Below are 2,991 nucleotides of genomic sequence, written 5' to 3' on the forward strand. Positions count from 1 at the left end.
ACCTTCATCCTGACGAATGCCAAATACGCCCACATCAACTACTCCATCATCGTCCATATCAGGTAAGGCAATCGGTGTCATTGATGAAGGTAAATAAGCATCTGCCGCCCAAGTAATACGTGAAAGTTCAGCATTATCCACAAGGTTCATAACAGACAGGGTAGGCACATCATCCACCACACTAAACACACCCAATTCAGTCACACCGTCGCCATTCACATCTTGCCACAGTAACGGTATGCCTGAGCCTAGCTCAGAAGCACGACTCTCATCAGGCACCGTAGGGTTATTATCTAGCTTATCGTTAATGCCATCGCCATCAGAGTCAGCATTAAACGGGTCGGTACCATACTCAAACTCTTCAAGGTTAGACAGGCCATCCCCATCAGCATCCCCATCGGCATCAGCAACCAGTGGGTTTAGGCCAACGCGTGTTTCATACACATCTGGCATGCCGTCGTTATCGTCATCAGGATCGGCATTATTACCGATACCATCAAGGTCGTTATCTGCCCATTCTGTTGGGTCGTTAGGAAAAAGATCTTCTAAGTCTATAATGCCATCGCTATCCATATCTTTTGCTACAAAGTTTAGAAGTAATTCGGTTTGCGTACGTTGGTCATCTTCTGCGTTTAAAGAGTACCGAATTATGCGGCCGCCCAACGGCACGCCAGAAAAAGTAATTCCAAATATGGGAGGGGCAAAGGAAGTGTTTTCGCCAAGAAAATCAATAAACGTGTTATCGAAGTTACTGCCAACTGTCGTTAAATTGTTGACTGCGAAATTAGTAGTTCTAGACCAACCTGCCTCAGTTCTAGTATGGGGCAACAATAGTTCGCTGGTAACATCGAGTTCGTAACTACCGATAGAACTCTCATTCACTATACAAACAGAAGCGCTATAGCATTCGTCAGAAAGCGTTATGTTACTGTAATCATTGGCTTGAGTTACTAACGATGTGACTTTTACTTGGGCTAAGTTTTCAGCTCTTCCTAACTTATTCAATGTTGTGAAAGAATAAATGGCCAATCCACCTATACTTTCTTGGGGCAAAATTTCGCTATTTGAATCTATAAAACCAGCGGCTATGGTCATGTCGTAATCGGCAGCGAATATGCTATTGCTTGTCATTGCTAATGATAAGGCCAGAGCCATATGAGAATATTTCATAGCTCACTCCTAGCGCAAACGAGGTACTGCTATTACGCGTACATTCACTGCATCAGTAGTTTCTTCGGCAATTTCATTAAACAGGGGCACTATATATGGCAACTCTTCGCTTTCTCGAATGTTAGTGTATTGCTCAAAACCATAGGGGCCACCATATACCCCAATATCTGGTAGCGTCTTATCAATGTCATATAACATGAGTGCGTCATAACCACCGTTTTTCGCAGGAGAAGTTTCGCTTACTCTAAAACTGTCGCCAACGAATTGCGGGTCAGCGTTAATGTTGCTCTCACTTTCTGAGCAGTTTTCTACATTCCCAAAACAAATATTATGCGTAGCAACTACTATATTTTCATAACCTTGTGCGGCGGTATCTTGGTTAAAGGATATGGCGGGTATATGGGCTCCAAAGATAATGTTGTTGCGAACTGTTGCATCACCGATAATAGTATAAATAGCCCCCGCATCTGAGTCGTTAAGTGGGGCAGGTAGTGAGGCGTCGTAAACAATAGTATTGTTATAAATTGAAGCTGTTGTATTGAGTTCAACGTGTGCCATGCCAACCGCAACAAGTGCCGACACTCGTTCATTTTCGACAGGTCTATCTCCATCTTGAATTTTAAAATGAATGCTATTAGATGCTACTGTAGTTGATGCAGCGCTATTCAAGTTGATTGCGTATCGTATACTAAAGTTATTGTTTCCTGCTCCTTCAGTCTGGCTTTCGTAGCGCGCGGTTTCCACTTGAAAAGAGTTGCCTACAATGAAACCTTCATTCAAACTTTGTGCGCCTGGGTAATTTGATTGTACGCAAATTCCGCTACCGACGCTGAAACAGTTAATATTGTTACCCACAATGTACTGCGCACCTGTAACAGCACCGGAGTTCTGACGTATATGATTATAGGCGACAACATTCGCATCTATCCTTTCTATGCTATCTAAAAAAATGTCGTTACCAATAATGACCGCCGGAGTAGCAGAAGATCTCACACTACCTCGAAGAATACTGTCTGATATCACCATGCCGCAGCGATTTATCGTAATATCCGCGTTTGTGATGATTCCCTGAAGAGTAATTATGTCACCGTCTTGATAAGAATACTGCACGCCTTCTTCAGTGCTACAACTCGCGTCAGTAATACGAACAACATTTAGCGTTGGTCGCTCGTCAGCACTTTTAGCGCGAATGGTAATTGGTTTATTTATAACAAAATAGTCGTCGTCGGGACGTATTGAAGGTAAGCTTACATCATAAACGCCCGAGCTTAAAATTAACGTGTCCCCAGCCTCCGCTACGTTTATTGCGGTTTGCAGGGTATTTGTTCCAGGGTTCACGTTAATTATTTTTGCGCTGACAACAATAGGCATAGCAGCGAACAAACACGATAATATTATTGAACGTCTCATCTTTTTCTTTGACCTTGAATGGGTTTAAGCGTCTACATTTCTTCTTGTGGCAATTGAATATAGCTAATCGCACTTTATCTAATACATTGTATTAACCTACAACTATTAATATTAGGATTAGGTATAACAAGGTTGCAAATTAAGCGATAAAGCAAGGAGGGAAACTTATAGACGTTTTGTGTAAAAATGAATTACGTCAAATCAAATCCCTTTGGATAATCGCTGATCAAATATTAATCATAAGGGCGTGTTAGTCAAATATTCTGTTACTATTATGTGTAAAATTAGAGGTGTATAGGGACAGAGTGGGCCTTACTGCTATTAACCCTGTCCCAAAATTATCAGTGCAGTTTAAACACTGCTTGAGCAATAATTAGCCCAAACACCACCACATTAGGCACCCCATCACCA

General features: G+C 42.0%; 1 protein-coding gene and 1 pseudogene. Both read right to left on the reverse strand.

From position 1 onward, the window contains the following. A pseudogene (locus ACX5KA_RS18445) lies at positions 1–1,170 on the reverse strand (hypothetical protein); the annotation flags it as partial. A 9-nt stretch (positions 1,171–1,179) separates the two neighbouring features. Further along, positions 1,180–2,580 (reverse strand): right-handed parallel beta-helix repeat-containing protein, encoded by a 1,401-nt coding sequence (locus ACX5KA_RS18450; RefSeq protein WP_458731845.1) that lies wholly within the window; start codon positions 2,578–2,580, stop codon positions 1,180–1,182. Positions 2,581–2,991: the final 411 nt, after the last annotated feature.

It is taken from the genome of Alteromonas alvinellae (assembly GCF_902705805.1).

Coding starts and splice junctions, on each gene's coding strand:
- ACX5KA_RS18450 (WP_458731845.1), bottom strand. CDS start 2,580: ATGAGACGTTCAATAATATTATCGTGTTTGTTCGCTGCTATGCCTATT.